The 23,879-nt window shown below is 64.6% G+C and carries 20 protein-coding genes and 1 tRNA gene; 13 read left to right on the top strand and 8 right to left on the bottom strand.

Annotation, left to right across the window (positions count from 1 at the left end):
* Positions 1 to 14: 14 nt before the first annotated feature.
* Both edd and EYE42_RS00320 read left to right on the top strand, forming a co-directional pair.
* The gene (gene edd / locus EYE42_RS00325) at positions 15 to 1,817 is read left to right on the top strand and encodes a phosphogluconate dehydratase (RefSeq protein WP_130989329.1); all 1,803 of its coding nucleotides are present in this window, start codon (positions 15 to 17) and stop codon (positions 1,815 to 1,817) included.
* Between the two features lie 48 nt (positions 1,818 to 1,865).
* Positions 1,866 to 1,955, top strand: a tRNA-Ser gene (locus tag EYE42_RS00320).
* Positions 1,956 to 2,248: 293 nt separating this feature from the next.
* On the opposite strand, the gene EYE42_RS00315 is transcribed toward EYE42_RS00320, so the two are convergent.
* The 7 genes from EYE42_RS00315 to EYE42_RS00285 form a co-directional block, all read right to left on the bottom strand.
* Positions 2,249 to 2,962, bottom strand: a complete 714-nt coding sequence (locus tag EYE42_RS00315; RefSeq protein WP_130989328.1) for a M48 family metallopeptidase — start codon at positions 2,960 to 2,962, stop codon at positions 2,249 to 2,251.
* A complete protein-coding gene (locus EYE42_RS00310; RefSeq protein WP_130989327.1) occupies positions 2,962 to 6,057 on the bottom strand; it encodes a type I restriction endonuclease subunit R in 3,096 nt (1,031 codons plus the stop codon). Before EYE42_RS00310 ends, EYE42_RS00315 begins: the two co-directional genes overlap by 1 nt.
* The gene (locus EYE42_RS00305; protein WP_130989326.1) at positions 6,050 to 7,258 is read right to left on the bottom strand and encodes a restriction endonuclease subunit S; all 1,209 of its coding nucleotides are present in this window, start codon (positions 7,256 to 7,258) and stop codon (positions 6,050 to 6,052) included. Before EYE42_RS00305 ends, EYE42_RS00310 begins: the two co-directional genes overlap by 8 nt.
* Positions 7,249 to 9,741: a type I restriction-modification system subunit M gene (locus EYE42_RS00300; protein ID WP_130989325.1), complete on the bottom strand. Its 2,493-nt coding sequence runs from the start codon at positions 9,739 to 9,741 to the stop codon at positions 7,249 to 7,251. Before EYE42_RS00300 ends, EYE42_RS00305 begins: the two co-directional genes overlap by 10 nt.
* Positions 9,742 to 9,895: 154 nt before the next feature.
* Complete coding sequence (locus EYE42_RS00295; RefSeq protein ID WP_425466547.1) at positions 9,896 to 10,216, bottom strand: hypothetical protein; 321 nt, start codon at positions 10,214 to 10,216, stop codon at positions 9,896 to 9,898.
* A 77-nt stretch (positions 10,217 to 10,293) separates the two neighbouring features.
* The gene (locus EYE42_RS00290) at positions 10,294 to 11,619 is read right to left on the bottom strand and encodes a recombinase family protein (RefSeq protein ID WP_130989323.1); all 1,326 of its coding nucleotides are present in this window, start codon (positions 11,617 to 11,619) and stop codon (positions 10,294 to 10,296) included.
* A complete protein-coding gene (locus EYE42_RS00285) occupies positions 11,616 to 12,071 on the bottom strand; it encodes a DUF2924 domain-containing protein (protein WP_130989322.1) in 456 nt (151 codons plus the stop codon). Before EYE42_RS00285 ends, EYE42_RS00290 begins: the two co-directional genes overlap by 4 nt.
* A gap of 337 nt (positions 12,072 to 12,408) precedes the next feature.
* Here EYE42_RS00285 and EYE42_RS00275 point away from each other — a divergent pair, with 337 nt between their 5' ends.
* Both EYE42_RS00275 and EYE42_RS00270 read left to right on the top strand, forming a co-directional pair.
* Positions 12,409 to 13,650: a hypothetical protein gene (locus tag EYE42_RS00275; RefSeq protein WP_130989321.1), complete on the top strand. Its 1,242-nt coding sequence runs from the start codon at positions 12,409 to 12,411 to the stop codon at positions 13,648 to 13,650.
* Positions 13,610 to 14,560 carry a helix-turn-helix domain-containing protein gene (locus EYE42_RS00270; protein WP_130989320.1) on the top strand — a complete coding sequence of 317 codons (951 nt, stop codon included), beginning with the start codon at positions 13,610 to 13,612 and terminating at the stop codon, positions 14,558 to 14,560. Before EYE42_RS00275 ends, EYE42_RS00270 begins: the two co-directional genes overlap by 41 nt.
* Before the next feature lie 81 nt (positions 14,561 to 14,641).
* On the opposite strand, the gene EYE42_RS00265 is transcribed toward EYE42_RS00270, so the two are convergent.
* Positions 14,642 to 15,298 carry an HNH endonuclease gene (locus EYE42_RS00265; protein WP_165455664.1) on the bottom strand — a complete coding sequence of 219 codons (657 nt, stop codon included), beginning with the start codon at positions 15,296 to 15,298 and terminating at the stop codon, positions 14,642 to 14,644.
* Positions 15,299 to 15,667: 369 nt separating this feature from the next.
* On the opposite strand from EYE42_RS00265, the gene EYE42_RS00260 reads away from it, so the two are divergent.
* The 9 genes from EYE42_RS00260 to EYE42_RS00220 all read left to right on the top strand — a co-directional run bounded on the left by EYE42_RS00260 (position 15,668) and on the right by EYE42_RS00220 (position 23,847).
* Positions 15,668 to 16,261 (top strand): hypothetical protein, encoded by a 594-nt coding sequence (locus EYE42_RS00260; protein ID WP_130989318.1) that lies wholly within the window; start codon positions 15,668 to 15,670, stop codon positions 16,259 to 16,261.
* Positions 16,262 to 16,283: 22 nt separating this feature from the next.
* On the top strand, positions 16,284 to 16,637 hold the full coding sequence (locus EYE42_RS00255; protein ID WP_170309480.1) for a hypothetical protein: 354 nt from the start codon (positions 16,284 to 16,286) through the stop codon (positions 16,635 to 16,637).
* Positions 16,637 to 17,170 carry a hypothetical protein gene (locus EYE42_RS00250; RefSeq protein ID WP_211657875.1) on the top strand — a complete coding sequence of 178 codons (534 nt, stop codon included), beginning with the start codon at positions 16,637 to 16,639 and terminating at the stop codon, positions 17,168 to 17,170. The genes EYE42_RS00255 and EYE42_RS00250 overlap by 1 nt, the downstream gene beginning before the upstream one ends.
* The gene (locus EYE42_RS00245) at positions 17,167 to 18,039 is read left to right on the top strand and encodes an ATP-binding protein (RefSeq protein ID WP_130989317.1); all 873 of its coding nucleotides are present in this window, start codon (positions 17,167 to 17,169) and stop codon (positions 18,037 to 18,039) included. The genes EYE42_RS00250 and EYE42_RS00245 overlap by 4 nt, the downstream gene beginning before the upstream one ends.
* 19 nt (positions 18,040 to 18,058) lie before the next feature.
* Positions 18,059 to 18,688 (top strand): hypothetical protein, encoded by a 630-nt coding sequence (locus EYE42_RS00240; RefSeq protein WP_130989316.1) that lies wholly within the window; start codon positions 18,059 to 18,061, stop codon positions 18,686 to 18,688.
* 14 nt (positions 18,689 to 18,702) lie between these two features.
* On the top strand, positions 18,703 to 20,367 hold the full coding sequence (locus tag EYE42_RS00235; protein WP_130989315.1) for a DEAD/DEAH box helicase: 1,665 nt from the start codon (positions 18,703 to 18,705) through the stop codon (positions 20,365 to 20,367).
* A 221-nt stretch (positions 20,368 to 20,588) separates the two neighbouring features.
* Positions 20,589 to 20,789 carry a DUF6511 domain-containing protein gene (locus tag EYE42_RS00230; protein WP_130989807.1) on the top strand — a complete coding sequence of 67 codons (201 nt, stop codon included), beginning with the start codon at positions 20,589 to 20,591 and terminating at the stop codon, positions 20,787 to 20,789.
* On the top strand, positions 20,789 to 21,556 hold the full coding sequence (locus tag EYE42_RS00225; protein ID WP_130989314.1) for a hypothetical protein: 768 nt from the start codon (positions 20,789 to 20,791) through the stop codon (positions 21,554 to 21,556). Before EYE42_RS00230 ends, EYE42_RS00225 begins: the two co-directional genes overlap by 1 nt.
* Positions 21,553 to 23,847, top strand: coding sequence for an AAA family ATPase (locus tag EYE42_RS00220; protein ID WP_130989313.1), 2,295 nt, complete (start codon positions 21,553 to 21,555; stop codon positions 23,845 to 23,847). Before EYE42_RS00225 ends, EYE42_RS00220 begins: the two co-directional genes overlap by 4 nt.
* The last annotated feature ends 32 nt before the right edge of the window (positions 23,848 to 23,879 follow it).

Here is a 23,879-nt window from a genome sequence, read left to right as displayed (position 1 = left end):
GAAGGAGCCCGCCCATGACCCTGCACGCCAGCATCGACCGTGTGACCGACCGGATTCGCACCCGGTCCCGCCCCCTGCGCGAGGCCTATCTGGCCAAGGTCGCGCGCGCGGCCGCCGATGGTCCGCGCCGTGCCCACCTGTCCTGCGGCAACCAGGCCCATGCCTATGCCGCCATGTCGGCCAAGGACGACCTTGCCCTCAGTCGCAAGCCGAATATCGGGGTCATTACCGCCTATAACGACATGCTGTCGGCCCATCAGCCCTATGAACGCTTTCCCGATCTGATCCGCCGTGCCGGTGCGGCGGCCGGCGCCACCGTGCAGGTCGCGGGCGGCGTGCCCGCCATGTGCGATGGCGTGACCCAGGGCCGCGCGGGCATGGAACTGTCGCTGTTTTCCCGCGACGTGATCGCGCTTGCCGCCGGGGTCGGGCTGTCGCACGACTGTTTCGACGCGGCGCTGTATCTGGGCGTCTGCGACAAGATCGTGCCGGGCCTGGTCATGGCCGCCGCCACCTTCGGCCATATCCCCGCCGTCTTTCTGCCCGCCGGTCCCATGCCCTCGGGCCTGCCCAATGACGAAAAATCCCGCGTCCGCCAGCAGTTCGCCGCCGGAGAGGTGGGCCGCGACGCCCTGATGGCGGCCGAGATGGCCTCGTATCACGGCCCCGGCACCTGCACCTTCTACGGCACCGCCAACAGCAACCAGATGCTGATGGAGTTCATGGGCCTGCACCTGCCCGGCTCCAGCTTCGTGAACCCCAACACCCCCCTGCGGGACGCCCTGACGGTGGCGGGCGTTCAGCGCGCCGCCGCCATCACGCGGCTGGGCAACGACTATCTGCCTGCGGCCGAGGTTCTGGACGAAAAGGCCTTCGTGAACGGCATCGTCGGGCTGATGGCCACGGGCGGATCGACCAACCTGGTCATCCACATCCCGGCCATGGCCAAGGCGGCGGGCATTCTGATCGACATCGAGGATTTCCACGACATTTCCGAAGCCGTGCCGCTGATGGCGCGCGTCTATCCCAACGGTCTGGCCGATGTGAACCACTTCCATGCGGCGGGCGGGCTTGGCTACATGATCGGCCAGTTGCTGGCGGCTGGATTGCTGCACCCGGACGTGAAGACGATCAACGGCACGGGCCTTGATGGCTATACCGCCGAACCCAGGCTGGACGGCGACCGCATCCGCTGGACCGACGGTTCGCCCGAAACCCTGAACGACAAGATCCTGCGGCCCGCCAGCAACGCCTTTGCCCCGACAGGCGGGCTGAAGCAGCTTGCCGGCAACCTGGGGCGCGGGGTCATCAAGGTCAGCGCCGTCGCCCCCGAACGCCACCTGATCGAGGCCAGGGCCCGCGTGTTCAGCGATCAGGACCAGGTCAAAGAGGCCTTCAAGGCCGGCGAATTCACCACGGATACCGTGGTGGTTGTCCGCTTTCAGGGCCCGCGTGCAAACGGGATGCCGGAACTGCATTCGCTGACCCCGATCCTGGCCGTGCTTCAGGATCGCGGGCTTCGGGTCGCGCTGGTGACCGATGGCCGGATGTCGGGCGCCTCGGGCAAGGTTCCGGCAGCCATCCACATCTCGCCCGAGGCATCGTCGGGCGGTCCGCTGGCCCGCCTGAGGGACGGCGATCCCGTGCGCCTGGACGCGGTCCGGGGCACGATCGACTGTCTTGCCCCGGACTTCGAAACCCGCCCTGCCGCCGCATACGACCCGTCAGCCAGCAGCGAGGGCATGGGCCGCGAACTTTTTGCCGCGTTCCGCGCGGTCGCCGGCCCCGCCTCCGAGGGTGCGGGCGTCGTTGTCTGACGCATGAAACCCTTGGCAATCGCCCTGCCACCCTTTACGCACGGCTGCGGAGCAGTGGCCGAGCGGTCGATGGCAGCGGTCTTGAAAACCGCCGGGCCAGAAATGGTCCCGTGGGTTCGAATCCCACCTGCTCCGCCACTTGCCCGCGCGAAAGCGTTCTCCCGATCCGGCTGCGGCCGGATTTTCTCGTTGTTTTCGAGGGTTATGCGGGCGGGGCTGACCACCGGTGCCGACGCCAGGTGGCCCGGAAGCCGTCTCTCAGGGCCAATATTCTCCGGACCTCTCGACCGCGCAATTTCGGTGCAAAGCCTGTAAGTGCATGGATAGAAAGGGATACTTTACGGCCGCAGTTCGGCACTTCGATCTTGGGACCTTTCGCGAGAAGGGTCATAAATCGAACCGGTGCCAGCTCCAGGGGGACCGTCGTCGCCTCAGCTCCCGGTAAGCTGAGGAACGGGTAGTTCGTTCAGCTCCCGCCGGGCTTCAGGCCAACTCGGATAATGCTCAGAAAGCAGAGCAAAGAACCGGGGGCTGTGCGTCGGCTCGGAAATATGGACCATCTCGTGAACGATTACATACTCCAGCAAGTCGCGCGGTTTCTTCACGAGTTCAGTGTTCAGCCGAATGGTGCCTGCCTTCGAGTTGCAGCTTCCCCACTTGGTTGTCATCCGCTGCAAGAAGTAGCGGTGGACCTTAACGCCGATGCGGCTTTCCCATTTGTCGATGATGGGCGGGACTGCGCTATGAAGTAGCTTCAGATGCCAAGCGTGAATCACCTTGGCGCGTCCGTCGCGGGAAGTTCCGGGGCGGACTTGGAGATGGATCGTGCGGTGATCTAGTCTTACCTCAGGCTTCGCGTCGAGCTCTGTCACACGGAGGAGATGGCGCCGTCCCCAAAGGTAGTGGGTCTCGCGACCGACGAATTCACGGGGGGCTTCCCTCGCCTGCGAGCAGAGCTGCTCTTGCTGCTGCCTGATCCATCCAATTCGTGTGATCGCATATGCGCGCGCAACATCAATTCTCGTCGAAGTAGGGGTTACAAGAGTGACGCGCCCGTCCGGCGGGTGGACCGACAGGTGGACGTTCTTGACGTCCTTCCGGGTCACGCTGATTGTGATGTCTCCAATTTCGATGGACTCTCCCATCAATACCCCTGTTGGTTCTTGATGATCTCGAACATCGCGAGGGTTGCTTCTCGATCTCGGTTGAAGAGCGGGAAGAGCACGTTCTTGACCTCCCGCTCGCGAACTGGGTCACCCTTCCAGCCGGCAGGGGCGTGTTCGCGGATGGCCCGGTCGATTTCAAGGGCGAGCTCCGCCCTTTGTTCCTTATCGGCAGGACAGGTGAACTTGTCGGCAGGCAGACTTTGGAGGTTGTTGAACACTACCGTAGCCTCACGATTTCCGTGGAGCCCGGCTGGCAAGTCTGGACCTGCTTCGCGCGCCGCCAGCTTTCGAACCAGCTCTTCCGCTTTTTTCAGAAACGCCTCGTAGGCTTCCGCACTATCGCGGCTCTGTTTGATCAAATCCTCAAGGAGTTTGGACATCTCATCGTAGAACCGCGGGTCCGTGAGCTGATCACGAATAATAGTCTTTCGGATATTGTTTATGATACTCTCTGCGACAGCCTTCTTTGACAGCTTGCCCTTCTCGTTGAGTTGTTTGGCAATGGCGTCGTGGATGCCGGTTTCGATGATGGCTTGCGTTAGCGAAACGTTCGACAGTGCACCAAGCGTCTGCGCTGGGTCCGCCTGAATATAGGTGTTCAGCAGGTGCCGCATGTCCGCTTCATACGGCTTGATGTCGAGTTCTTCTCCCGAGTGCCTTTTTATTGCGGCGCGGAGGTCGGTGTAGAAGTCAATTTCCCGCTGGATGTCCGTCTGCTCAGACGGGGTATACCCGGCTTCATCTAGATTCTGCGCAATCGCTGCATAAGCGCGGACAAAGGAGGCGACGGTCTTGTAGAATGAGACCCTGAGTGCCTCAGTCTCGTTCAAGGCGTTCGGGTCTCCGGCATCGCCACAGAAGTATCGCAAGAACTGCTCGATCTCCCTCGGAGGTGCCACTGGCGCACACAGGTAGTGAAGCGCTTCCCGCGCCGCGTCCAGGCGCGCCTTACCTTCCTCGAGCCAATTCTTGATCTCGACGTTGTTTTCTCCGCCGCTCCCTTCATCAACATCCAGCTCATCCGAGCTGTAGACCGCGATCGCGTGCTGGACGTCGCCGAACAGCTCCTTGAAGTCGACGATGTGGCCGTAATCCTTGTCGTCGCCATCGAGCCGGTTGGTCCGACAGATCGCCTGGAACAACGTGTGGTCCCGCAGCTTGTCGTCGAGGTAGATGTAACTGCAACTCGGCGCGTCGAAGCCGGTGAGCAGCTTGGACACCACGATCAGCAGCTTCATGTTCGCGGGTTCTTCGATGAAGCGCCGCTTGACCTCGGTCTCATAGGCTGTCGTGCTCTGGCCGCCCTTCAGCACGAATTTCGTGTAGGTGTCGTACTTGTACCGCTCGTCGCTGTTGGCGGGCTCCCTCGAGATCGCATTGTGGTTCGGCTCGAAGGACGTGACGATCCCCACATGCGGCCCAAGCCGGGTGCTCTGGAACTCGCGGTAGAACTCGCAGGCGTCGCGGATCGAGGAGGCCACCAGGATTGCTGTGCCCCTGTCGTCGCTCAGCCGCGGCTTCAGATCGAAGTCCTGCACGATCTCCGCGACGATCCGGCGTTTCCGTTCTGTCGCGCTGAGCAGCTCCTCCATGTTGGCCCAGCGTTTCCGCAGCACTGCCTTCTGGAAGTTGTTGAGGTTCTTGGTCTTCTTCTCGAACCAAGCGTCGATTGCGACCGGGTTTGTCATGCGCTGCGGCACGTCGCGCGCCTCGTATTTCAGGTCGAGCACGACCTTGTCCCGGACCGCTTCCTGGAACTTGTAGGTGTGGATGTAGGTGCCGAAGACCTCGCGCGTGGTCTCGCGGTCTTTCCGCAGCAACGGGGTGCCGGTGAAGCCGATGAAGATCGCGCCCTCGAGCCAGCGCTTCATCTGCTTGTTCATGTCGCCGCCCTGGGTGCGGTGGCACTCGTCCACGAACACGTAGAAGCGGCCAGTCACACGCGGGGGCGGCCCCTTAAGCTCCGTCGTGTCGAACTTGTGGATCAGCGCGCAGATCAGCCGGGGCGACGGCGCACCCAGCCAGCTCACGAACTCGTCGCGGCGCGTCACCCGAGGCGATGGCGCATCGGCGCCGACGACGCCCGCGTTGCGCATCACTCCTTCGATCTGCTTGTCGAGCTCGTCGCGGTCGGTGATGACCAGCACGCGGGCATCGGGCTCGCGTTCAAGGATCCATTTGGCCAGCAGCACCATCAGGATGCTCTTGCCGGACCCCTGGGTGTGCCAGATGACGCCGCCCTCGCGCTTCGCCAACCGCTCCTGCCCCAGCTTCACCCCGACGAACTGGTGTTGCCGGGGGACTTTCTTGATGCCCGCGTCGAAGATCACGAAGTTCCGGATCAGGTCGAGCAGCCGGTCCTTGCGCAGCATTTGCGTAACGGGGCGGTCGAGAAGCGCACCGGCCGCCAGATCGCCAGTCGGCGGATCCTCGTCTCGCCATTCGACGAACAGCGTTTCGGGCGTTCCGACCGTGCCATAGCGCAGACCCTGCGCATCGCTGCCCGCCAGCAAAAGCTGCGCGGTGGCGAAGAACCGCGCGTTGAAGATTTCGTCCTGATTGGAAATCAGCTGCCGGATGCCGTCACCGATCTCGACCGAGGAGCGTTTCAGCTCGATCACCGCGACAGCGAGGCCGTTGAGGTAGACGACCAGATCGGGGCGCCGTTCGTGACCACCCTTCAGCGTCACCTCCTCGGCGAGGGCGAACTCGTTGGCGGCGGGGTTGTCCCAGTCGATCAGGTGCACCGTCTTGTGCGGGGCGGCGACAGAGGTCTGCACGTCGACGCCGTAGCGCAGCAGCGTGTAGGTGCGCAGGTTGGCCTGATAGAGCGTGGTGCCGGTCACCTCGATCGCCTGCATCAGGCGCGTCAGGGCGGCGTTGATCTCGTCATCGGAATAGCCGCGGGCGGAGAGGTTGGCGCGCAGAAGGTCGGGCTCGACACAGCGGTTGCCCAGGCGGCCCGACCAGTCGCCGAGGTGACGGTAGCCGAGGCCGCCCTTGTCCTCGGGCGTGGTGATGTGGGCCGCCAGGCGATCCTGCGTGACGCGTTCGCTGCGGGGACGTTCAGGCATGCACCGCCTCCAATTCATCCAGCGCCTCACCCTTGACCGGTAGGCGCACGCGGCCGGTCAGCAAGGCCTGCATCATCCCCTGCTTGAGCGCCTGGGTCTTGTCGAGACGGGCCGCGAGCGCGGTGATTTCAGCGTCCATGTCGGAGAGGACACCTGCAATTGCAGTTTGCTCATCTTTGCTTGGAGGATACGAAACTTCGAGCTTTAGCAGTTTCGATACCGTAAGCACGGGCTGCGCAGAGGACTCAGAGAGACGCCCAAGTCTCATGCGCGACAAAACCATGCCAAGAAAGTTCGGATCAGTCGTTTCGCGCGGTGCTACGACGATAGCATGCTCCGAAGCGAAGAAGCGTCCAGAAACTCGAAGAATGTTCCCACAAAGGGCACCCACACGACCAATTAGAACAAAATCACCTTCATGGGTGTATGTCTTTGCAAACCCACGCAACCCGTTTCCGCCGTAGCATGGAAACGGCGACGTCGTGTCGATCCGAGCACTCGTGATTCCTTCACCACTTTTCATTTCACAAAGCTCCGCCAGTGGTCTCTTTTGCCATGGCTCGGAGAAGCCCAGAAGGCGGGTTCTTCCCGTCACGAGTTGCTGGATTGTGCCGGTGCGGAGATCGCGCTTCTTGGCGAGAAGCTGCGTCATGCTACTGATCGCGCCGTCCACATCACGTAGAGCCTTAGCTATCGCATTTTGCTCTCTCAGATCACGTGCCAAGGGGATTCGGAACGAGTTAAGGCTCTTGTTGGTAATCTGATTGATAGTCGCACCGAGGTGCTCATTGATCTGTCTCTTCAAGATGCTCGACTGAAACAGATAGTTAACCAACACCCCTATTTCGCTTCTGTAAACGGCCATGAAGGCACCAAATGTCATTCCGTTGGTGCGTTCGTCGAGCAGGGCCGACTTTCCGATCAGGTCAGCACTACCGTTCCTTACACAGATAAGTACGTCACCAGGCCGGACCATGATCTTGAAAGGGACGTCCTTTTTGACGAAGACATTGTCTTCGAATGAGAGCTCGTCGTTCTGGATATTTGATGACCGAAGAACGAGAATGCCAGAATTTCGGACCTCTGCCGGAGCATAGGTCAGCCCAATCAAGCTCTCACCGATAGAACCAAGTGGAACGGCGTCCCAGTCCTCAGGGATCGGCCCAATCTCGGTCTGCTTGTAGCCGGGCCTCAGGTCCATGCGGCCCCCATCGCCTTGAGGTGGGTTGCAACGCGGGCGGCAAGCACATCGACCTCTTCCTCCAGCTTTGGCAGCGGCATGGCATAGCGCTCGGCCAGCCCCTTGACCCGGGTGGAAAGGGCTTGCGCCACATGCGCGACCTGATCGGTCACGCGGGCCTCGATGGTGTCGAGCCACTTGTCCGCGACCACCAGCGTCTTGGCCTCCTCCTCGGTCAGCGTGCCATAGCGGTCGTGCACCTTTTTCCACAGGGCATCGTCCGCCGCCTTGCGCTTCTTCTTCGTGGCGTCGAGCGCGGTCATCACCTTCTGGTAGGCCTCAAGCGCCTTCCGTTCGTCGGCCATGTCCGGATCGCGGCCGATTTCCTTCAGCCGGGCCTTGAGCGCTTTGACGGTGATCTTTTGCTTGTCGCCTTCGCCCTCGATCACTTCGGCCAGCAGCCCATCTTCGCCCGCGCCCTCTTCGAGCTTTTCGGCAAGGTCCTGTTCCAGTTCCGCGATGCGGACGTCGAACGCATCGATCTCGGCCTGTTCGACCGCAAAGAATCGCGCCACCATTAGGCGGGCCGGAATGAGGTCCGAGGTGAACCGCCGCCGCCCGAGGACGTAATCACCCGGCTCCGGCCAGGCGAGCTTGCCGTCCTTGTTCTTGCGCTTGACGATCTCGCGCGGCTTGGCGCCAGCGACCCATCCGGTGGCCGCGATGACATAGGAGTCGTCCTGCAGCGCCTCGGCCCAGTAGTCCATCAGGTGCTGGTACACGTCATAGGGGTCGACCAGCGGCACCTTGCGGAAGGCTTCGAGCAGGTCCTCCGAGGTGGTTTCGATCAGCTCCTTCGGCTGGTCACCGGGCGCGAAGGCCCGGCAGGCCGCATCCGTCCTGCCCCGCCAAGCGGCAAAGGTTCCCGCGGCTGCGGTGGTGAATGTACGGAATTCCTCATGCTCCTCGATGCCAGCCTTCACCTCGGCGATCGGGCGGGTCAGTGACAGGTAGCCGGGCCGAAGGTCTTCGAAGAGTTCACCGCGCAGCGACGGCATGACCTTCCACCAGCCTTCCAGTGCGTCGATGTCCCGTTTCGGGATGCCGCCCTGCAGATGCGCGTCGATGTCGTGGATATCCTCGGGTTCCGAGGTGTCGATGTAGCGCGCCAGGTTGAGGTTGAAGACGTTGCGCGGGTCGGCGATCTCGTCGAAGGGCACCATCCGGGCATAGCCCGGCGCGTCCTCGCCCCGGCGGAAGGTGTCGACGATGCGGTGGATGTCCTGCTCGCGCAGGCGGTTCTTGGCGCCGTCCTTGCGGAAGCCCTTGGACGCGTCGATCATGAAGATGCCACGGCGGGCGGTGGCGTTCTCCTTGTCGAGGACGACGATACAGGCGGGGATGCCGGTGCCAAAGAACAGGTTCGGCGGCAGACCGATGATCGCCTTGAGGTAGCCGGACTTGATCAGCGCCTCGCGCAGGTCGGCCTCGGCATTGCCGCGGAACAGCACGCCATGGGGAAGGATGCAGGCGGCCTTGCCACTGCTTTTCATGGTGCGGATGATGTGCAGCAGATAGGCGTAATCGCCCTGCTTCTTGGGCGGCGCGCCCCATTCGAACCGCTTATGCTTGTCCGTAATGGCGCCCTTGTCGTCATAGCTGAAGCCGGTGCTCCATGCCTTATCCGAGAACGGCGGATTGGCGACGACATAGTCGTAGGTCCGCAGGCGCTCCCCCTCAAGGAATTTGGGGGTTGTCAGGGTGTTGCCCGCGACGATCTTTGCCGTCGGGAAGTCGTGCAGGATCATGTTCATGCGGGCGAGACCGGCGGTGGTCACGTCCTTTTCCTGGCCTTCGAGCGTGATCCGCTTACCTGCCTCGGCCGCGACCTTGAGGAGCAGAGAGCCCGATCCGCATGTGGGATCGTACGCGGTGGTTCCGGCAACTGTGTTCTTAGGCGAAATGCCGATCACCTTGGCAATGATCCGGCTGACCTCCGACGGGGTATAGAACTGCCCCTTGCTCTTGCCGCTTTCGGTCGCGAAGTGGCGCATCAGGTATTCGTAGGCGTCGCCCAGAATATCGTCGTGGTCCGCGCGATTCTTCGCGAAATTCAGATCCGGGCTTGAGAAGATGGAAATAAGGCGACCCAGCCGGTCAACACGGTCATTGCCTTCGCCAAGCTTGTTCGGATCGTTGAAGTCGGGAAAATCCGTTCGCGCCAGCATCTCGTTGGCATCAACGAGCGGCTGAATCACCTGCGTGTTGATCAGATCGCCAATATTCGGGTTTCCCGTTAGGGCGGCCATGTCATTGAAGCTCGCGCCCTTTGGAATAATGATTGGCGGCTCCAAGTCATCGCTGTCGCCGTATTTGTCAGAAACATATTTGATAAACAGCATGAACAGGACGTAGTCTTTGTATTGACTCGCATCCATTCCGCCGCGCAGCTCGTCGCATGATGCCCAGAGCGAGGAATAAAGATCTGATTTCTTAACTGCCATTTCGTCTTTTCGGCCCCATGTCGTCGAAGAAGGCCATGAGGGCTCTTCGGGTTGATTGTGATTTTTCGGGCCAGAGTAGCGATCAAGGGGGCCGCCTTCCAGAGCCAACTGCCATGGAGTGGCAGTGGCTTACGTTGCGAGAACGCTGCGGCGGCTACGAATGATCGCGGTCGAGCTCGATTGCCGCGCCTTGGCTCATCCACTCCACCGGGAACGGCTCCAGCACCCGCGCCAGTGTCACCTCCGGCCGCTGCCTTCCGTCCAGGATCGCCTCAACGATGTCTGGCGCCAGCAGGGTCAGGCGCAGGACGCGGGCCATGTAGGTGAAGGCGATCCCTTCGTTCTCAGCCAGTTCGGAAATCGACGCGAACTCGCCCGACTCCAGCATCCGCTTCCAGCGGAACGCGCGGGCCAGCGCCTTGACCAGCGTGTTGTCCGTCCGCCGCGGTTGCGTGGCGCCCTCGGGCAACCGCATCTCCTTCCTCCCGCCGCGCTTCACGATCCTGAATGGGACGTGGAGAGTAACCGTCTCCGGGATCGGAGCACCGCGGGTCATGCTGCCGCCTCGATGCCACCGGCCAGCATCTCGCGGGCAAGGCCGCCGAGCCCGTCGACGCGCAGGCGGACGTTGAGCCCGTCAGAGCTGATGTCCACGCGCTCGACCAGCAGCGCTACGATGCGCGCCTGCTCGGCGGGGAAGAGTTCGTTCCACAGCGGGTCGAGCTGCTGAAGGGCGGCACGGGCGTCGGCCTCGGTGATATCCTCGTCATGTGTCCGCACCGCTCTGAAGGTGCCGGCCACGATCTCCGGCTGGCGGAACACGGCGCGGAGCTGGTCTATGACGGCGCCCTCGATCTCGCCCGCAGGCACGCGGCCGACCGGACACGAACCAGCACCATGCTTCAGCACGGTCTGACTGACATAGTAGCGGTAGAGACGATCCCCCTTCCGAGTATGCGTCGGCGAGAAGGCCGCGCCATCCGGGCCGAACAGCAGCCCCTTCAGCAGTGCGGGCGTCTCAGCGCGGGTGCGCGCGGCACGCTTGCGCGGGCTCTCCTGCAGGATGGCGTGGACGCGGTCCCACGTCTCGCGGTCGATGATGGCGTCGTGCTCGCCGGGATAGCTGTCGCCCTTGTGCACCGCCTCGCCGATGTAGGCGCGGTTGCTCAGCATCCGGTAGATGTATTTCTTGTCGATCCGGTTGCCGCGCGGCGTCTGAATGCCGCGTTTCGTGATCTCTCTCGCCAGCTCCGTGCCCGACCCGATCTCGAGGAAGTGGGCGAAGATCCAGCGGACGTGCGCGGCGGCTTCCTCGTCCACCAGCAGTTTGCGGTTTTCCACCCGGTAGCCGTAGGGCGGCACGCCCCCCATCCACATACCCTTCTTCCGGCTGGCGGCGACCTTGTCGCGGATGCGCTCGGCCGTCACCTCCCGCTCGAACTGGGCAAAGGAGAGCAGGATGTTCAGCGTCAGCCGACCCATCGACGTGGTCGTGTTGAAGGACTGGGTCACCGAGACGAAGGTCACGCCGTTCCGGTCAAACACCTCGACCAGCTTGGCGAAGTCAGCCAGCGAGCGGCTGAGCCTGTCGATCTTGTAGACGACGACCACGTCGACCAGCCCGTCCTCGATGTCCTCCAGCAGCCGCTGCAGGCCGGGGCGTTCCAGCGTGCCGCCCGAGATGCCGCCATCGTCATACTGATCGCGGACAAGCACCCAGCCCTCAGACCGCTGGCTGGCGATGTACGCCTCGCAGGCCTCGCGCTGGGCATGCAGGCTGTTGAATTCCTGCTCCAGTCCTTCCTCGGAGGATTTCCGGGTGTAGACGGCACACCGCAGCTTACGGACGACCTTCGATTTTTCGGGCGGCTTCGTCATTTCCGCCTCCTGTGGTTCTTGAGGCCGAAGAAGACCCACCCGTTCCAGCGGGTGCCGGTGATCGCGCGGGCGATGGCGGACAGCGACTTGTAGGGCCGCCCCTGCCATTCGAAGCCGTCGGCGGTGACGGTGACGATCTGCTCGACGCCCTGCCATTCGCGAAGGAGGCGCGTGCCAGTGATCGGGCGGTCACGGTCGAGGCGCAGGCTGCGCTTCTTCCTGTCGCCGCCATCCAGTTCCTCGCCCAGCCGTTCCAGCCGCCGGATCGTCTCCGGCCTCAGCCCGCCATAGGCGAGTTCCTGGATGCGGTAGGCCAGGCGGGATTCGAGGTAGCGCCGGTTGAAGGGTGGCGGTTCGCTGTCGAATAGATCACGCCACTGCTTCTTCAGGTCGGGCGTCGGCGTGGTCTTGAGCGCGGCCAGGCGCGCGGGGATGGGATCGGGCTTGTTCATGCATTTCTCCGGTGAGTTGGAGTTGCATGACGGCATTGGTCGGGCGGAGAGTGTAGGCAACGTTCTCCAGTATCGTCAGATACTTCGCCCCCATCCCGCATCCGTAGCCGAACCAGCCCGGACGCCAGCAGGCCGCACAACTCGGCGCGGCGTTCTGCGGGCGTCATCTTGTCGGGCGGGAGCGGATTGGGGCGTTTCATGCGGGCCTCGGAGCAGTCGTCTCCTCTGGCCTCTACTCGTCGATGTCGGAAAGCGTCCCAGCCGATCCCGCGCAGGTTGATGAATCACACGAAAGAACGTATCAAGAACACTGGTTTTGCCGGAAAGGGGATTCGTCGTGGCCGGCAATTTGAAGAAGTTCGTGAACCCCCGGTTCATCAAGACCATCGATCTTGCCCTTATGAAGCCGCTGCTGGCGCGGCACGAGGGCAAGTACAAGGGCTTCTCCGTCGACCTGCTGGACCAGGAGGAGGATGCCGCCCGCGAGGCGCTGGAGAAACTGCTGACCGGCGCCGAGGACAGCTATCCGGAGGGGCTGCGCGGCGATCTGCACCGCATCGCGGAACTTGGCGATGCCCGCGGCCTCGAAATCATTCAGGCGCAGGCCGCCCGTCAGGGCGTCGATCTGTTCCCCGACATGAAGACCGGCGACGAGGACGCGCCGAACAAGGCGCATGATCCCAAGCACATCGCCGTCCGGGTCTTTCTGGAGCATCCTGACCTCTTCGACGCGGCCGCCGACCATATGGCGATGCTCACTGCCGACCGCCTGCATGAATATGCCGGACGGGAACGGGGCGTCGCGATCGACCTGACTGAGGATAAGGTCGAGGCGTTCCGGACGGCCGTTGCCGCGCTCTTCCGTGACGCGTTTCTCGGGGACTACTGCCGGGTGGGCGACTACGACGACGATGACGAGATCAACCTCGTGGTCAGCCACGGCTCCATGGTCTCGACCATGCCGGTCGTCGAGGGCCAGGTCGAACGGGTCATCAGCGTACGCCAGATTTCTCACGCCGTGTTGCGATACTCCGAGAACACCGGCATGTTGCGGCTGGCTCGCATCCGGAAGGCGCATCAGCCCGAGATCGCGGAACTCTTCGCCTCGATCATCCTAGACAGGCCCGGCTTCTTCGACGGCGACGATGCGCAGGACCTCTATACCCTGCGCCCGGTCGAACTGGCCGGACCGGGCTTCGCCTTCGATGCCGCCTACGATCCGCTGATCGACAAGGTGCTGATCATCGAGGCGGCGGCCGACCTGATGGCACCCGGCAAGAAGGGGTATCCCCGCGTGGTGCGCACCCTGCGGTCGCGGGATCTCAGCGGTGACGCGCTCCAGCATTTCGGCGGCACGCCGGTCTCTTTCGGCGGCGCCTGGAGGCTGGGCGAGCTCGTGTTCCGGATCCTGTTCAAGGGCGACGGCAAGCGCCAGCCGCAGGTCACGGTCAAGCTGCGGCCCCCGGGCGTCGTGCAGTTCCGCCGCACCCAGCACGAGGCGCGGGTGATGAAGCTGATCGAACGGAACGGGCTGATGAATGACCGAGACGATTTTGAGGTTGTTGACGCGGCTGAGTGAGGCTGGCAACGACGCGATCCTGTCCGGCGAGCTTGCCGCGCCGTTTTTTGGTCCGGTTTTCGACCGGCTGCTGGCGAAACGTGTCCTCGTCGAACAGGCGCCGCTCTCCGATTGGGACGTCTGCGACGGCTGCGAATGCGGGCTCCCCTGTCGGCCGATCCGGAAAATCGGCGATGCGTTTCGGGCTGAGTGCCCGTTCGATCATCGACAGGACATCGAACTCACCGAAGATGATGTGCGCGTGTTCCGCATCGGCGCTGATGGGCTGGCATCCGTGATCGGCGCCGCAGCAGGGTTCGCTGCAGCCCCGAAACGCGCCGCGGAGAAGGTCTGGCGGCTCGGCGATACGCCATCGGGGCGCGCAGTGTTTCTTGCGCTGGAGCCCGCAGCCCTGACCGGCGACGGCATCATAGCATCGTTGCGCCAAGCGGCGCAGGGCCCGGACGTCACGATCCTCGCGCCGCAGTTGCCAGCGGAGATTGCCCGGCGACACCAGGATGCGGGCTTTCATCTCGTCGAAATCCTCGAGGTGCTGACGCCCGCCACAAATGGCCTCGGCGGCACAATCGACATCGCGGCTCTGGCGCCGATCCCGCTGGCGCCCGTGCTTCGTGTTCGGAGGGCGGCGGCCGAGGTTCATTGGGACGGTCGTTCCGTCATCCTGTCGCGTCAGATTTTCCCCGTGTTCGAACGCCTGCTCGAGAAGGCGCTGTCGCGCGATCAGGTCGCCTCCGGGTCTCATGTCGAAGGCACCACGGCGCGCGAAGCCAAGGATCTGATCCGGGAGCTGCGGGATGCCTTCAAGGCTGCCGGGTTCACCGATGGCGAGAGCAAGGCCCTGATCGAAACGGTGCGCAACCGGGGCTACCGGCTCAGCGTCCATGCATCAGACATCGTGGTCGACGGTTGAAAAGGTAACCAGCAGCGTCTCGCGCGCTTCCTTCCTTGAGTCCGCTTTCGTCAGCTGGAGCCGGGTCGGTCCAGCTCGCATTTAGCCGATCATTGCCATTCGCTTCCGCAATGCCGCCGCCAGCTCCGCTGCTCCGTCGATCTCGGCGATGACCGGCTCGAGATCCAGACCGTGATACTGGCCGTATTCCTCACGCACGGCATCAGCCACCGAGAGTTTCCACGAGGTAGGATCAATCATGATGGCGCCAGCGTCGAAGAGCCTGTGCAAGTCGGCGCGAAGAGGAATGCCATTCCATCCTTCATCGCCGCCGCCGCTGGACACAGGCAGAACGTGTGCGGCTTCCAACGCCATCAGCGTCTCGCATCCTGTCACAACACAGCGCGCGCCGAACATCTCAAAGACGGCGCGGCGAAACCGAGCTTGGCCCGGGCGCTCCCAAACTTCGGCGAGGCGGCGCTGTCGCTCAGTCGCGTTTTCCGCCTCGTCCTCGGGGCTGTCGATCAACTGGAACCCCAACTTCTCGAAGTATTTCCTGAAAACATTCGTGATGGGATTAGCGGTCATTGGGTTGCCGGCAATCTCGTTTGCCAGACGTCCCAGCGGTTTTACCGGGTAGGCCGCGCCTTCGTGCATCAGAAAACCCGTGCTCGACCGGCGCTTCTGTCCGTTTGGCTTGGGATAGCTTTCATATAGCCATTCCTGCCCGTTGGTTTTTGCCAAGCGGATCGCTTCCATGGCGTGCTTCCGGTCAAAAATTAGGTCTGCCATCGTCGAGCACGCCTCCGTCGCTATAAATGTTCATGGAACTTATCCCGGCACTCTCAAGTCGCGCAATCATCAGCTTCACGCGGTCGAAGTACAGTATTCACCGCGGGGATCCGCCATCGACAGCAGATATAATGAGCGCGTTATCCATGCGTGGTTTGGCGATTTATGGTTTTAGTGGCCGCTAAGCGGTCCGCGTCGGCCCTTCTATTCTAACCCGGCGACCGGAAATGGCGCGACCCACCAAACCCCCACCTTATTCCCACCCCGTTCCCACCTGCGCGCCGACCGCATCCGGCACCTTGGGCTCATCAGAAACGATGACCGAGGCGCACACCGATGCAGATCGAACTCTCCCCCGACGACATTGAAACCATCATCCGCGAGGCCGATGCGGCGGCACAGCGGCTCCGGCACAAGCTGTGCCTGCCGGTCTGCGAACGCCAGGATCTGGGCCAGGACCTCCTGATAGATCTGCTCCGCCGCTTGCCCGCCTACGATGCCTCGCGTGGCAGCATCGGCGCCTTCGCCAACATCGTCCTGCGCAACCAGTCTTCGCGGATCGCGATGCGCCATCACCGCCAGCGCCGTGCGCAGGGTGGGTCGCTGCTCTCGCTGGAGGTGCCGCTGGCCGGAGCCCGCGAGCCGGTCGGCGACACGCTGACCGAGGACGACGGGCTTGCCGCTTGGCACGGCCAGACCTGCTGCCCCGCCGCTGTCACCGAACTTCACCACGCCCTGCAGGCCGCCCTCGCGCGGCTCCCGGCCGAGGATCGCCGCTTCTGCGCGGCGCTGGCGCATCGCCCCGTGACCGCGCTCGCGGCCGAGGGTTTCGGCAGCCGGTCCGCGCTCTACCGCCGCCTCGCAGATCTCCGTCACGTGCTCACCGCCCACGGTCTCGGTCCCGCCTGGGACGATCTCGCGGCGGCCTGAGTAGAGGCGAAAGGAGGAGATCATGTTCATGGGCACCACCCCCTTTATCACGGTCCGCGCCCGCCGACCGCTCACCGAGATCGAGTTCTGCGCCTGGGTGGCGCAGGCCGTGCCGGGCGACCGGCTGGAATACCATCGCGGCTTTCTGGTCCTCGACATCTTCCCGATGTTCGCCCGGCTCCCGGATCAACAGCGCGCGGAATTGGCCCGACTCGGGTCGCGCGCCTTCTGGGCCGCCGAACAGGGCCTCGTGCACCTGGTGCAGGAGCGCACGGGCCCCGACCAGTTCGCCTACATCGCCGTCGCCCGCCCCAAACCGAAGGCCGCAGCCGTGTCGCTGTCCGCGCTTCTGCTCGCCGAGCGGGAGGCCGCGTGATGACCGCCTTCCAATTCCTTTTTGCCGATCATGGAGACCCTTACATGCCATTCCCCGCGAACACCCCCACCGTCGACGACCTGCCGGGCCTCGGCTTGCAGGACATCGCCCAGCTGCCCGTCGAACTGCTGGCCATCCTGCAGCGCGACGTCGACGAGCGCATCAAGCGCGACAAGGCCGCGAAGGCCCGCCTCGATGGCGCGCTGACCGTCCGCTACGCCACCCGCGCCGCCGAGGAACGGCAGGCGGCGGGCAAGGACACCGGCACGATCCGCTTCGACGACGGTGATTTCACCGTGGTCGCCGATCTGCCGAAACGGGTCGATTGGGATCAGGATCGCCTCGCCGCCATGGTCGAGCGCATCCGCGCCGCCGGGGACGATCCCGCGCAGTACGTGGACATCGCCTTCAAGGTGCCCGAGCGCAAATACGCAGCCTGGCCCGACGCCATCCGTGCCGGTTTCGAACCCGCGCGCACCGTCCGGCCCGGCACACTGAAGATCGAGATCGTCCCGCAGGGGGGCGATCAATGAGCCTCCCGATCATCAGCGCCGACCAGCGGCTGGCCGAGCCGCGTGGGATCAAGGGTTGCATCTTCGGCAAGTCCGGCATCGGGAAGACCTCGCTCCTCTGGACGCTGAACGCATCGACGACGCTGTTCATGGATCTCGAGGCGGGCGATCTCGCCATCGAGGGCTGGGCGGGCGACAGCATCCGGCCGCGGACATGGACGGAATGCCGGGATTTCGCGGTGTTCATCGGTGGGTCGAACCCGGCGCTGCGCGACGAGCAGCCCTACAGCCCGGCGCACTACAAGGCGGTCTGCGACCGCTTCGGCGATCCGGCCGCGCTCGACCGCTACGACACGATCTTCGTGGACTCGATCACCGTCGCCGGGCGGCTGTGCTTCGGCTGGTGCAAGGGCCAGCCCGAGGCGCTGTCGGAGAAGACCGGCAAGCCGGATGTGCGCGGGGCCTACGGGCTGCACGGCCGCGAGATGATCGGCTGGCTCACCCATCTCCAGCACACGCGGGCCAAGAACGTCTGGTTCGTCGGAATCCTCGACGAGAAGCTCGACGACTTCAACCGCAAGGTGTTCCAGCCGCAGATCGACGGCTCGAAGACCGGGCTCGAACTGCCGGGGATCGTCGACGAGGTGATCACCATGGCGGAGCTGAAGGCCGATGGCGGTCCCTATCGCGCCTTCGTCTGCCACACGATCAACCCCTGGGACTTTCCGGCCAAGGACCGCTCCGGTCGGCTGGATCAGGTCGAGGAGCCGCATCTCGGCCGCCTCATGACGAAGATCCGCGCCCCCGTCGCGCCAGCGCCCAAGCGCCTGACCTACTCCCCGCCGCCCGCCAATCCGGCGGCTGACGCCGAATCCCCATCGCAATCCTGATCAGAAAAGGAGGTTCCCCATGGGTTCCTGGAACGATTTCAACGACGCGCAGAGCAACAGCAACCTGATCCCGAAGGGCACGCTGGCCAAGGTGCGCCTGACCATCCGCCCCGGCGGCTTCGACGATGCCTCGCAGGGCTGGACTGGCGGGTATGCCACGCGCGGCTCGACGGGTGCTGTCTATCTGAACGGCGAGTTCACGGTGACCGAGGGGCAGTACGCCCGGCGCAAGGTCTTCACCCTGATCGGGCTCTACAGCCCGAAGGGGCCGGACTGGGCGAATATGGGCCGCAGCCTCGTGCGCGGCATGCTGAACTCGGCCCGCGGGATTTCCGACAACGACATGTCGGCCGAGGCGCAGGCAGCACGACGGATCAACGGCTTCGCCGATCTCGACGGGATCGAGTTCATCGCCCGCATCGACATCGGCACCGACGCCAGCGGCGACGACAAGAACGAGATCCGCAGCGCGGTCACGCCGGATCATCGCGACTACGCGCAGATCATGGGGACTGCACCGCTGCAGTTCGGCGGACACGGTGCAGCCGGACATGCCCCGCAGCAGACCACCCCTGCGGCGGCGCCACATCAGCCCAGCCAGCCCGCTTCCGCCCCCGGGTTCGCCGGTCGGCCGAGCTGGGCGCAGTAAGGGGGAGACCGGCCATGCGCCTGCGCCCCCGCCAGAAGACCTTCGTCGAGCGCAGCGTGGCTGCGCTCGCTTCCCGCGGCAACACGCTGGGCGTGGCGCCCACCGGCGCGGGCAAGACCATCATGCTCTCGGCGGTCACCGGCGAGATGATCGGCGAGGGCGCCAAGGCCTGCGTGCTCGCCCATCGCGACGAGCTGACGGCGCAGAACCGCTCCAAGTTCCAGCGCGTGGTGCCGGGCGTCGCCACCTCGGTGATCGACGCCACCGAGAAGTCCTGGGGCGGCCAGGTCGCCTTCGCCATGGTGCCGACGCTGGCGCGGGCCTCGAACCTCGCCGAAATGCCGCGCCTCGACCTGCTGGTTGTCGACGAGGCCCACCATGCCGTCGCCGACAGCTACCGCCGCATCATCGACCGGGTGCGCGAGGCCAATCCCGACGCCCGGATCTTCGGGGTCACGGCCACGCCGAACCGGGGCGACAGGAAGGGCCTGCGCGAGGTTTTCGACAACGTCGCCGATCAGGTGCGGCTGGGCGAACTGATCGCCTCGGGCCATCTCGTGCCGCCGCGCACCTTCGTCATCGATGTGGGCGTGCAGGACGAGTTGCGTTCTGTGCGCAAGACCATGTCGGATTTCGACATGGCGGAGGTGGCGGGCATCATGGACCGCGCCCCCGTCACCGACGAGGTGATCCGGCACTGGAAGGAGAAGGCAGGCGACCGGCAGACCGTGGTGTTCTGCTCCACCGTCGCCCACGCCGAACACGTCACCGACGCGTTCAGGGCAGCTGGCGTTTCCGCCGCGCTGATCCACGGCGATCTGGCGGCCGAGACCCGCAAGGCGATCCTCGCCGACTACGAGGCGGGCGACATCCACGTCATCGTCAACGTGGCGGTGCTGACGGAGGGTTGGGACCATCCGCCCACTTCCTGCGTCGTGCTGCTTCGCCCCAGCTCCTACAAGTCCACCATGATCCAGATGGTCGGGCGCGGACTGCGCACCGTCGATCCCGAGGAACATCCCGGCATCGTGAAGACCGACTGCGTCGTGCTGGATTTCGGGACTTCGAGCCTCACGCACGGAACGCTGGAGCAGGATGTCGATCTCGACGGGCGGGTCCCGACGCCGGGGGAAGCGCCGACGAAACTCTGCCCGGAATGCAAGGCCGAGATCCCGATCGCGGTCACCGAATGCCCGATCTGCGGGTGCGAACTGCCGCGCGAAGGCGCGGAGCCAATCGACAGCTTCGTCATGACCGAGCTCGATCTTCTCGAGCGATCGAGTTTCGCGTGGGTGGACCTGTTCGGCGACGACGCCGCGCTGATGGCCAACGGCTTTCACGCCTGGGGCGGCGTGTTCTTCCTCGAGGGCCGCTGGCACGCGGTCGGGGGCGCCAAGGGCAAGGCGACGCGGCTCCTGAGCGTGGGCGAGCGCATCGTCTGTCTCGCGCAGGCCGACGACTGGCTGAACGAGCATGAGACCGACGAGAGCGCCTTCAAGTCGAAGGGCTGGCTGAAGCAGGACGCGACGGAGAAGCAGCTGAACTGCCTGCCGCCCGAGTTCCGGCGCGATTACGGCCTGACGCGCTATCGCGCCTCCGCGCTGATCTCGTTCCAGTTCAACAAGCGCGACATCCGGCGCCTCGTCACGGCGGCCGAGCCCGAGCGGAGGGCGGCGTGAATCATGTCGCGCAAGTCCCATCCCCGCCCGCAGCGCCTGCGGATTGCCCGAAGCGTATTCGGCTCTGGCACCCGCGCCTCAAGCCTTGCGCCGTCTGTCTGCGCCCCGCGCGCGGCTTCGGTTTCTTCAACCCCAACAGACCCCGCCCCCGCGAACACCGCTGGTTTTGCTCGATGCACTGCCAGGCGTTCTTCGCGGCCCGCCACCGGAAAGGACTGACCATGCAGGGAACCACTGATGAAGAACGCCTCGCCATAGCGATGGTGATGAAGCGGCTCGGCACGACCATGGACGAGATCGGCTGGGACAAGCGGCTACGGGATCTGGATGCGACAGAGGTCACCGCGCTGATCGAGGAGGTTCTGGAGGGCTATGGCGCCGAGATGTCGCGCATCGCCGCCAGGAGCGAGGTGCCGTTCTGATGCTGGATTTCAACCCGCGCCCCTCCATGGCCGAGCGGATCAACGCGCTGGTCGACGCCGCGCTGATCGCCGAGCGGGAGGCCACGCCGCCCCGAACCTATCTCGGCGCGTCCCGTCTGGGACATGCCTGCGAACGCGCGTTGCAGTTCGAGTTCGCAGGCGCGCCCAAGGACGAGGGCTCGGACTTCGGCGGGCAGACTCTGCGGATCTTCGAGATCGGTCACCAGCTCGAGGATCTGGCGATCCGCTGGCTGCGGGCGGCCGGGCTGGACCTCTACACCCGCAAGGGCAACCGCCCCGATGGCGAACAGTTCGGCTTCTCTGTCGCGGGCGGCCGCATCCGTGGCCATGTCGACGGGGTCATCGCGGCGGCACCGGCCGCGCTCGGTCTCCGCACCCCGGCGCTCTGGGAATGCAAGACGATGAACGCGAAGAACTGGCGGGCCTGCGTCAAGGACGGGGTCGCCGTCTCCAAGCCCGTCTATGCCGCACAGATCGCGATCTACCAGGCCTACATGGAGCCCTCGGTGCCGGGCGTTTCTTCAGCCCCGGCACTGTTCACGGCGATCAACAAGGACACGGCCGAACTGCATCACGAGCAGGTCGCCTTCGATGCCGATCTGGCGCAGCGCATGTCCGACCGCGCGGTGCGGATACTCCAAGCCACCGATGCCGGCGAGCTGCTGCCCCGCATCGCCGCCAGCCGCGACTTCTTCGAATGCCGGTTCTGCGCCCATGCCGAACGGTGCTGGGGGTTGGCGGCATGAGCGACGACAAGATCATCCACTTCAATCCATGGCGGGATTTCAACGACGCGGCGCCGCTGCCCGATCCCTTCGCCGTGGAACCGGACCCCGCGCAGATCGCGCGCTTCGTCGACGTGGTCTTCGGCTATTCCGAGGGACTGATCCCTGTCCGTGGCTTCGTGGACAAGGGTCAGGGCAAGGACGGCCGGCCCCACAACATCTGGATCGACGCGAACGGCGCGGCGCCCGACAAGCTCGCCACCTTCGCCGCCTGGGGCGCGCGCGAGGGAGCGGCGGTCTATGTCATTCCCGGCACGGTGGCGGAAAGCGGACAGGCGCGTGCCGCCGATGTACTGCAGATGCAGAGCGTCGTCGTCGATCTGGACGCAGGCGACATCCCAGCCAAGCTCGATCACCTCGTCCACCACCTCGGGCGACCGACGCTGATCGTCGAGAGCGGCGGGCGCACAGCCGATGGCGCGACCAAGCTCCATGTCTGGTGGAAGCTGACCGAGCCCGCCGAAGGCGCCGAACTCGCGCGGCTTTGCCAGTTGCGGGGCGATATCGCGCTCAAGGTCGGCGGCGACATGCATTTCCGCTCGGCGCACCAGCCGATCCGCGTCCCCGGCACGGTCTATCACAAGGGCGGCCAGGAACGGCTCGTCCTGATCCGTGAAGCCAGCGATCTCGAGTTCGATCTGGCCGACATGCTCGAGCGCGCGGCCGAAATGCCGCCCATGCCCGGAGTCGGCATGGCGACGGCCGAGCTGCGCGAGAAACCCTGCGTGGACGCAGCCCTTACCACACCGGTCCGCGAGGGCGGCCAGGACGCCTGGACGCGGTTCGAAGGCGTCAGCATGGCCATCGGACACTATGTCCGCATGGCGCATGAGGGGCGGATGAGCCGGGAGGAAGCCTGGCGCGCGATCGGCGAATACAACGCGGCGATGATCCGGCCGAACTGGCCAGAAGACCGTCTCTGGGTCGAATACGAGCGGCTTTGGGCGCTGCACATCGCGAGGAACGGCCCGCCGCTCATTCGGAACGACGGCGCTCCGGCGGCAAGAGAGATCGCCACCTTCACCTTGGGCGCGCTGCTGGACGACGGCACGCCGATGCCCGACGACATCATCGGCCCGCGCGTCCTGACCCCGGGCGGCATGCTGGTGCTCGGCGGCGCGCCCAAGGTTGGCAAGAGCGATCTCGTCATCAGCTGGCTGGTGCACATGGCTGCCGGTGTGCCGTTCCTTGGCTTCACGCCGCCACGGCCGCTGCGCGTGTTCTATCTGCAGGCCGAGATCCAGTACCATTATCTGCGCGAGCGCATGCAGCAGATTGGCCTGCCACCCGAGGTGATGGCCGCCGCCCGCGAAAATCTTGTCGTCACGCCGAAGCTGAAACTGCTGCTCGATGCGGGTGGCAGCGCGCTGGTCGCGCAGGCGATCCAGCAGGCGTTCCCGGACGAGCCCGTCGACATCCTGTGCATCGACCCGATCCGCAACCTGTTCGACGGCGGACCTGACGGCGGTGGCGAGAACGACAACGCCGCGATGATGTTCTTTCTCATGGACCGGGTTGAGGTGCTGCGCGACCACGTGAACCCCGACTGCGGGATCATCCTGATCCACCACACCAAGAAGCTGAGCAAGCATCAGGTGAAGGAGGATCCGTTCCTCGCGCTTTCGGGCGCCAGCGCGCTGCGGGGCTTCTACACGTCCGGCCTCATCCTGCACCGCCCCGACGAGGACGCGTCAGAGCGCAAGCTGGAGATCGAACTGCGCAACGGCCCGGCGCTGCCTTCGAAGCTGATCGACAAGGTGCGCGGCCAATGGGTCGAGATCAACCCGATGAACGAGCGCCTCGTGCGCGCCGAGGTGGGCGCCAAGCATGACGCCGAGCGCATGCGCAAGAACGACGTCATCCTCGGTCTGCTCTACGAGGAGGCGCGGCGCGGCAAGCTCTACACCTTCGCCCAGTTTTCCGAGGCATTCGAGAATACCGGGGGGCTCGGCGGGCGGACCATCGTCCACGACCGGCTCAGCGTTCTCGCCACCAAGGGCAAGGTCAAGTTCATCCGCGGCCCCGCCGCCACGCGCATCGGCCTGGCCGCGGAGCGGAGCAAATACGGCTATCTCTGCGTCGAGGGAATGCTGCTCGGCACGGGCGGCGAGACCGTCGATCCCGACACGGGCGAGGTCACGCCGGAGCTGATCCCGGCGCTGCCCAGCCACTACAAATGCCCGCAGACCGGGGCCGTCCTGCCCGTCGAGAACCCCTCCGTCTGGGTCTACCAGGAGGAGGACGAGGCATGACAATTCACGCCCTCCCGCGCCGCGAATTCTGG

This window comes from Paracoccus subflavus, assembly GCF_004310345.1.
Lineage (GTDB): Bacteria > Pseudomonadota > Alphaproteobacteria > Rhodobacterales > Rhodobacteraceae > Paracoccus > Paracoccus subflavus.
The sequence above is the reverse complement of the archived record's forward strand: the minus strand, read 5'-3'. Positions and strand labels throughout refer to the sequence as shown.

Coding starts and splice junctions, on each gene's coding strand:
- EYE42_RS00220 (WP_130989313.1), top strand. CDS start 21,553: ATGAGCGACGACAAGATCATCCACTTCAATCCATGGCGGGATTTCAAC.
- EYE42_RS00245 (WP_130989317.1), top strand. CDS start 17,167: ATGAGCCTCCCGATCATCAGCGCCGACCAGCGGCTGGCCGAGCCGCGT.
- EYE42_RS00260 (WP_130989318.1), top strand. CDS start 15,668: ATGCAGATCGAACTCTCCCCCGACGACATTGAAACCATCATCCGCGAG.
- EYE42_RS00240 (WP_130989316.1), top strand. CDS start 18,059: ATGGGTTCCTGGAACGATTTCAACGACGCGCAGAGCAACAGCAACCTG.
- EYE42_RS00310 (WP_130989327.1), bottom strand. CDS start 6,057: ATGCCTGAACGTCCCCGCAGCGAACGCGTCACGCAGGATCGCCTGGCG.
- EYE42_RS00235 (WP_130989315.1), top strand. CDS start 18,703: ATGCGCCTGCGCCCCCGCCAGAAGACCTTCGTCGAGCGCAGCGTGGCT.
- EYE42_RS00305 (WP_130989326.1), bottom strand. CDS start 7,258: ATGGACCTGAGGCCCGGCTACAAGCAGACCGAGATTGGGCCGATCCCT.
- EYE42_RS00225 (WP_130989314.1), top strand. CDS start 20,789: ATGCTGGATTTCAACCCGCGCCCCTCCATGGCCGAGCGGATCAACGCG.
- EYE42_RS00290 (WP_130989323.1), bottom strand. CDS start 11,619: ATGACGAAGCCGCCCGAAAAATCGAAGGTCGTCCGTAAGCTGCGGTGT.
- EYE42_RS00265 (WP_165455664.1), bottom strand. CDS start 15,298: ATGGAAGCGATCCGCTTGGCAAAAACCAACGGGCAGGAATGGCTATAT.
- EYE42_RS00285 (WP_130989322.1), bottom strand. CDS start 12,071: ATGAACAAGCCCGATCCCATCCCCGCGCGCCTGGCCGCGCTCAAGACC.
- EYE42_RS00300 (WP_130989325.1), bottom strand. CDS start 9,741: ATGGCAGTTAAGAAATCAGATCTTTATTCCTCGCTCTGGGCATCATGC.
- EYE42_RS00270 (WP_130989320.1), top strand. CDS start 13,610: ATGACCGAGACGATTTTGAGGTTGTTGACGCGGCTGAGTGAGGCTGGC.
- EYE42_RS00295 (WP_425466547.1), bottom strand. CDS start 10,216: ATGCGGTTGCCCGAGGGCGCCACGCAACCGCGGCGGACGGACAACACG.
- EYE42_RS00315 (WP_130989328.1), bottom strand. CDS start 2,962: ATGGGAGAGTCCATCGAAATTGGAGACATCACAATCAGCGTGACCCGG.
- EYE42_RS00255 (WP_170309480.1), top strand. CDS start 16,284: ATGTTCATGGGCACCACCCCCTTTATCACGGTCCGCGCCCGCCGACCG.
- edd (WP_130989329.1), top strand. CDS start 15: ATGACCCTGCACGCCAGCATCGACCGTGTGACCGACCGGATTCGCACC.
- EYE42_RS00250 (WP_211657875.1), top strand. CDS start 16,637: ATGACCGCCTTCCAATTCCTTTTTGCCGATCATGGAGACCCTTACATG.
- EYE42_RS00230 (WP_130989807.1), top strand. CDS start 20,589: ATGCAGGGAACCACTGATGAAGAACGCCTCGCCATAGCGATGGTGATG.